Below are 6,612 nucleotides of genomic sequence, written 5' to 3'. Positions count from 1 at the left end.
ATAAATGAATAAAAATAAGAAAAAAATAAAAATATAAGTTTTTTATTTTCTATAAATTTGCTTTTTTAGTTTTTTATGCACTATTTGTTTTTTTGATCGATATGTACGATTAAATTTCGTGTTTCACAAGAGTAATTTCTTTCAGTTATTTAATGCAGTAAATTGGGCTAAATTGGTGCAATTTATAAATGTAAGTTTTTGTAAGTACGTGTATTTTTTGTTTCTAAATAACATTTTTATTGTTATTTAAATACTTACCAGATTTGCCTCCCAGTTTTCCATACCCCTATAATTATTGGGAAATTCTCAACTATCCGAACCCGGATAAAATCGGCACGGAAGCCTTTAGTGATCTCCCCTCGGTCATGCATACCTAGGATTTTTGCTGGATTACTTGTTACGGTAGCAATTGCTTTTGGCAGAGATACACCCGACTCTTGGAGTAAAAAAGCAGCATGTAGTAAGCTGGCTGGAACGTAATCTGATGATAAAACATCCAGCAGATCAACTTTAGCTAAGTCTTTGGCCGATACATTGCCCGAATGAGAACCACCCCGGACGACGTTGGGCGCACCCATGATGATGGATAATTGATGCTCGCGAGCAGCTTGTGCCGCGGCTAAGGTGGTGGGAAATTCTGACATGCTGACGCCTTCGAGCACGCCTTGGTTAACATGATTTAGCGTAGTGTCATCATGGCTGGCCAAAGGGATGGGCGTTGCTAACTCGCGGCACAATCTAACGACTTCCCTCCGGTTGGCCGCAGCGTGTGTGTGCTGGCGCTCTAGTAAATGCGCCAACATACCGTCCACTTTTTCATTCGTCCAACCGCGCTTACCTGTTACATAGGTACGATAATGTTGCAAATTCGTCCACTGCCTTTGGCCGGGCGTGTGATCCATTAGTGAGACGAGTTTTAAGCGATGATCTTGCAGGAATGGCGTGAACATCTCGATCAGCTTTGGTTCGGCTAGCTCAAGACGTAAATGTAAAAAATGATCTGCGCGCAAAATACCGGCGTTGGCGGCAGTTTGCAAACCCTGGATACTGGCATGTAATGTCTGCATGCGCAGGCTATCGGTATCGATATCGCCGATCGCAATTGCATCCAGCACAGTGGTGATGCCAGAAGCGGCAATTTGCGCATCGTGCGCAGCAATTGCGGGCAAGATCGGCCAACTGACCTTGGGGCGCGGCATTAAGTGCTTTTCTAAGTTGTCAGTGTGGATTTCTATCAGACCTGGTAGTAGAAAATCTCCCTCCCAATCAGTCCCTGCCAATCCAGCATTGCCGGAGTACACATCGGTAATAATTTGGTCTGTATTTTTGTCTGTATTTTTATCTTCATAACAAAAGCTACCGATAAATTCAGAATCAGTCGTCACGATTCTGGCGTTGCGTATGGTGTGTATCATATCGATTTTGATTATTGGATGCGTCCGTAAGCATAGCATGCGCTATGTGGCGAAACGCGCTCAACCCAACAGACCTATGACACGTTACGCTCTCTACTTTGCGCCCGATGCTGATTCGCCTTGGTGGCATGCTGGTTGCCATTGGCTTGGGCGAGATCCGTCGTCTGATCAACATCCCTCGCAAAATCTGATCGCTGGAATAACACCAAATCAACTGGCAGACCTAACCCAAAATGCGCGCAGGTACGGATTTCATGCCACCTTAAAAGCACCATTCAGTCTCGCACAAGACGTAAGTGAAGATAATTTGGTGCAGCATGTCACCCAATTTTGTCAGCAAGCTGTAGCGCTGAATATCGTCACACCAAGTGTACAAAAGGTGGGGGATTTTTTAGCACTTCAGACGACCACCGGCCATAGCGAAATTGCAGCGCTTGCCCAAGACTGCGTGGCGTATTTTGATCCATTACGTGCGCCGATGACTGATGCTGACTGGCAAAAGCGTCGCCAACAAAATTTGACGGTGCGGCAAGAAGAGTTGCTAAAACGTTGGGCTTATCCTTATACCGAAGAGCAATATCGCTTCCACATGACACTGACCGATTCTCTGGCGCATATCGATTACATAACCGCGTTAATTTTGCGGCATGCTGCTGAAGCATGCTTTGCATTTAATGCGCCTCTGAGCATCGATCATCTTTGTGTTTTTAAAGAAGAGTATCCGGGTGCAGCGTTCTCGCTACTTCACCGCTGTTATTTTCGCGGACACGTTCAGGCAGTTAGCCCGTTCAGTATGACCAACTAAAGACACTTACTAATTCAGCCACATATCGCTTTCAGGATGTGGAAATTGGTCGGAAACAAAATTAACAAAGTTTCTGACTTTTGCAGATAGCAAACGACGACTTGGATACACCATCGAAACCGACACTTCACCCAACGAATATTCAGGGAATAGCCTGACCAAACGTCCGCTAGTAAGATCGTCACCCAAAGTGAACGAAGGACGCAATACCAAACCCATGCCAGCTAAGGCGCAAACCCGCAACACATCGGCATTATTAGAAATCACGCAGCTATGAATGGGAATGGGTCTCGGCTCAGGCAAAGCACCCTTCCGACCTTGAACCATCCAGTTATCCCGCATGAAGTCATAACCAAAATTCAGGCACTTATGGTTAGATACATCGTCGGCATCTTTCGGCACACCGAATTGCTTTAAATACTGAGGCGATGCGCACAGCATGACCTCGGAAGTAGCGAGCTTACGGGCGATCATGCTGGCATCTATTTTTTGCAAATTCAGAAAAAACCCAACATCAATCCCTTCTTCTACCAGATCAACAGTCCGATCCGAAATCCTGACATCTAATACGACATCTGGAAATTCTATGGCAAATCTAGGTAATAAGGGCGCTAGCTGAGTTTTACCAAAACCGGGATGCGAGTAAATCCGCAAGGTGCCGCTGGGTTTTTTTGCAGAGAAAGAAGCAACTGCATCGGCGTCATCCACATCGGCCAGAATCTGGCGCACGCGCTCTAAGTAGATTTGCCCTGTCTCTGTCAATGACAGCTTGCGAGTGGTACGATTAAGCAGGCGCGTCCCAAGATGCGTCTCTAAATCAGCCATATAGCGAGTGACTACCGCGTTTGACACCTCAAGGGATAACGCGGCACGGGCAAAGCTCCCTAGCTCGACTACCTTGGAAAAAACACGCATCGATTGCAAGCGGTCCATTTTTAAGTCCCTTATTGTTTCGTATTCCGCAATAGTATATTCCTGATTACCACCTTTCTTGTTCAATCCGGAAAGCCTACACTCTTTCCATCGGTGTGCAGTGCAACATAAATAGCGCATCGAAGCCAAATCCAAAGGCATGTTGCAGTCGGCATCGGAAGTGAATGGTGCAGGTTTTAATTCACTTCTCATGCAAATTGACACCAGCATACGCCGAGCCAGGATTGGTCTAACGATGAGTTACCACTTACTTAATTTGATTACTGGAGAATGAACATGAATGCGAAACAAATATTTGCCGCTGTTAACTTGATCGCTTTGACAACGAACGCTGCTTTTGCTGCAGATGCAACAACATCCACAAAAACTCGTGCTGAAGTCGTCGCTGAGTTGGCACAAGCCCGCGCAGCTGGCGAGCAAGTTGGCGGTCAAGAATTTGCCTGGTTTGTAGCGCCGAAAAGCACAACTGCAACAGCAAGCGCTACAAAAGACCAAGCTGACTCTAAATTAGAAACAGCTAAAGCAGCAAAAGCTAAAACTAGCACTACTGAATAAGTCAAAGTTAAGCTGATGTAAGTGTTAACTCAGGCTTACATCTGCTTTAACTCAGTTTTTACTTCTGGCAAATATCGCCAGAGCGTTAGAAAACTTTGAGCAGATCAGATGTTAAAACGCCACCTTAGGGTGGCGTTTTGCTTTTATATAGAACATTATTTTCCTCCACAAAAAAATACTCCCACCTAGTAATATTAAGTTACCCATAGAATTACTGGACAATAACGCTATTTTAACAATCTTTATGGGGAGTATATGAATACTGCCCAACTTTCATCTTACAAGAAGCAGTAAATACGGCCTTAACGCCTGCAATACAACAGCGCAGTGTGCGGTATCAATTTTTTAGGAGTGCCGCTTTTAGAAGCCATACTATTAGAGTGCACAAACTATCTCTTAGTTATCCCTTACTAACGGCATTTGTGTATTCTTGCGCAACACCAACACTTTTAGTAAAGCGTCCCATGCCAAACCCACATTATCCACACTTGCTCGCCCCGCTGGATCTCGGCTTCACGACTCTGCGTAACCGTACCATCATGGGTTCTATGCATACGGGTTTGGAAGACCGCTTTTATAATTATCACAAACTAGCAGAGTATTTTCGTGAAAGAGCGCGTGGTGGCGCAGGTCTGATCGTCACTGGCGGCATCTCACCCAACCGGCGTGGCTGGTTGTTGCCATTTGGCGGCACCATGAATAGCGTTGCCGATATCTGGAATCATAAAAAAGTCACCCGCGCCGTGCATGAAGAAGGTGGCAAAATTGTGATGCAAATCCTGCACTCTGGTCGCTACGGTTACCAACCCTTCGTCGTTTCCGCCTCGGCGAAAAAATCGCCAATCTCCCTGTTTAAGCCCAAAGCGCTGACCGAGAGCGGCATCGAAAGTACCATACGAGCTTATGTACGCTGCGCCCGACTGGCACAAAAATCCGGCTATGACGGGGTTGAAATTATGGGCAGCGAAGGCTATTTGCTCAACCAATTTCTGTGCGCCCGCACTAATCTGCGCAAAGATCGCTGGGGTGGCAGCATCGAAAACCGCATGCGTCTGCCAGTCGACATCGTCCGTCGCGTACGCGCTGCTGTCGGTAGCAACTTCATTATCATGTATCGCCACTCCATACTCGATCTGGTCGAAGGCGGTAATAGCTGGGATGAAGTGGTAGAAGTAGCGCAGGCGCTAGAGCAAGCTGGCGTCAATATTCTTAACACCGGTATCGGCTGGCATGAAGCCCGCGTGCCCACCATCGTCACCTCGGTACCGCGCGCGGCATTCGCCAGCGTCGCTGGTCGCCTGAAAAAAGCGGTGTCGATTCCCGTAGTCGCCTCCAATCGTATCAACATGCCTGACCAGGCCGAGGCGATTATTGCGCGCGGCGATGCGGACATGGTGTCAATGGCACGACCGTTTTTAGCCGATCCTCAATTTGTCAACAAAGCCGCCGCTGGTCACGCCGATACCATCAATACCTGCATCGCCTGCAATCAAGCCTGTCTTGACCATACCTTTTCGAACAAACGTGCCTCCTGTCTGGTCAATCCGCGAGCCGGACATGAGACCGAATTGCGCTATATCAAAACCACCAGGCGCAAACGCGTTGCCGTCATCGGTGCAGGCCCAGCAGGATTATCTGCCGCCACTGTCGCTGCAGAATGTGGGCATGATGTGACCTTGTTCGACAGTAGCGACAGCATCGGTGGTCAATTTAAAATCGCCATGCAAGTGCCGGGTAAAGAAGAGTTTGCAGAAACTTTGCGGTACTTCGGTAAGAAAATCGCCTCGACAGGTGTCAAACTCCAATTAAACCAACGCGTCAGCCGCGAGCAATTGTTATCACAAAGTTTTGATGACATTATCGTAGCCACAGGCATAGTGCCACGCACGCCTAAATTAGAGGGCGTAGATCATCCCAAAGTTTTATCCTACATTGACGTGCTATTGCACAAAAAACCCGTAGGCAAACGCGTTGCGATCATAGGCGCAGGCGGCATCGGCTTTGATGTCGGCGAATACTTATTGCACGACCCAGCAATCGACTTGCCAGTAACCTTGCAACACTGGTTTGCGGAATGGGGCGTTGATCCACAAGCACAAAGTAATGGCGGTCTGATCACCCCAGAACCCGCCCATCCGTATCGCCAGCTTTATCTCTTGCAACGCAAAGCCAGCAAAGTTGGCGCAGGCCTAGGTAAAACTTCAGGCTGGGTACATCGCGCTACCTTACAACGTAACGGCGTAGAAATGCTGGCGGGCGTTGAGTATCTAAAAATTGACGATCAGGGCTTGCACATCACCGTCAACGGTCAGGCACGCTTACTGGAGGTCGATAACGTCATTCTCTGCGCGGGGCAAGAATCATTGACTGAGCTGATGCCAGAGAACCCTGCTGACCAAAGTCCGCGGTTTCATAAAATTGGCGGTGCGGCATTGGCATCAGAGTTGGACGCGAAGCGGGCGATTAAAGAGGGTGCTGAATTGGCTGTTAGTTTGTAGTTGTAAAGGCTGGTAAGCGTTGTACACCTCCAAAACAGCCCCAAATATATCCGCACATTGCCAGATAGCAAGATAGCCAACTCACTTCACCCGACTAAGCTATTCAAAACTATCAATCTACTTCCTCAAGCAATCTTTGCTGGCCTGCTTGGGCTTACCTGGCAGGTTTAGCAATTTTCTGAACCTCACCAGAAAAATCTTGCACCAAAAACTGATCAACAAGAGCGCTAGCTTCAAAAGAACTAGCGCTCGGTTTGGCCGTAGATTTATCTAAATAGCAAATCAGTCGTTCCGTAAATCCGCTTAAAAAAATTATCTTTTTAATAAAATGAGATCTTTGCACGATAAAAAGCCAAGCAGAGTGTTTACCTCAAATGAGACAATAGCAACAGGATAAATTTAAAGA

Annotated in this window: 5 protein-coding genes; 3 read left to right on the top strand and 2 right to left on the bottom strand. The window is 47.1% G+C overall.

Annotation, left to right across the window (positions count from 1 at the left end):
• Window positions 1-254 precede the first annotated feature (254 nt).
• A complete protein-coding gene (locus tag QN395_RS20775) occupies window positions 255-1,415 on the bottom strand; it encodes an alpha-D-ribose 1-methylphosphonate 5-triphosphate diphosphatase (RefSeq protein ID WP_323492796.1) in 1,161 nt (386 codons plus the stop codon).
• A gap of 76 nt (window positions 1,416-1,491) precedes the next feature.
• Between QN395_RS20775 and QN395_RS20770 the strand changes: the two genes are divergently transcribed.
• On the top strand, window positions 1,492-2,220 hold the full coding sequence (locus tag QN395_RS20770) for a DUF1045 domain-containing protein (protein WP_323492795.1): 729 nt from the start codon (window positions 1,492-1,494) through the stop codon (window positions 2,218-2,220).
• A gap of 9 nt (window positions 2,221-2,229) precedes the next feature.
• On the opposite strand, the gene QN395_RS20765 is transcribed toward QN395_RS20770, so the two are convergent.
• Window positions 2,230-3,153 (bottom strand): LysR family transcriptional regulator, encoded by a 924-nt coding sequence (locus tag QN395_RS20765; protein ID WP_323492794.1) that lies wholly within the window; start codon window positions 3,151-3,153, stop codon window positions 2,230-2,232.
• Window positions 3,154-3,429: 276 nt separating this feature from the next.
• On the opposite strand from QN395_RS20765, the gene QN395_RS20760 reads away from it, so the two are divergent.
• Entirely contained in the window at window positions 3,430-3,708 is a 279-nt protein-coding gene (locus tag QN395_RS20760) for a DUF4148 domain-containing protein (RefSeq protein ID WP_323492793.1), read from the top strand.
• 464 nt (window positions 3,709-4,172) lie between these two features.
• Window positions 4,173-6,206, top strand: a complete 2,034-nt coding sequence (locus QN395_RS20755) for an NADPH-dependent 2,4-dienoyl-CoA reductase (protein ID WP_323492792.1) — start codon at window positions 4,173-4,175, stop codon at window positions 6,204-6,206.
• The last annotated feature ends 406 nt before the right edge of the window (window positions 6,207-6,612 follow it).

Source organism: Undibacterium sp. RTI2.2 (assembly GCF_035018705.1).
Taxonomy (GTDB): Bacteria; Pseudomonadota; Gammaproteobacteria; order Burkholderiales; family Burkholderiaceae_D; genus Undibacterium.
Note: the sequence above shows the minus strand (reverse complement) of the source record. Positions and strands in the feature narration are given on the sequence as shown.

Excerpts from the sequence above, each read along its gene's own strand:
- QN395_RS20775 (WP_323492796.1), bottom strand. The coding sequence starts at position 1,415 with ATGATACACACCATACGCAACGCCAGAATCGTGACGACTGATTCTGAA.
- QN395_RS20770 (WP_323492795.1), top strand. The coding sequence starts at position 1,492 with ATGACACGTTACGCTCTCTACTTTGCGCCCGATGCTGATTCGCCTTGG.
- QN395_RS20765 (WP_323492794.1), bottom strand. The coding sequence starts at position 3,153 with ATGGACCGCTTGCAATCGATGCGTGTTTTTTCCAAGGTAGTCGAGCTA.
- QN395_RS20760 (WP_323492793.1), top strand. The coding sequence starts at position 3,430 with ATGAATGCGAAACAAATATTTGCCGCTGTTAACTTGATCGCTTTGACA.
- QN395_RS20755 (WP_323492792.1), top strand. The coding sequence starts at position 4,173 with ATGCCAAACCCACATTATCCACACTTGCTCGCCCCGCTGGATCTCGGC.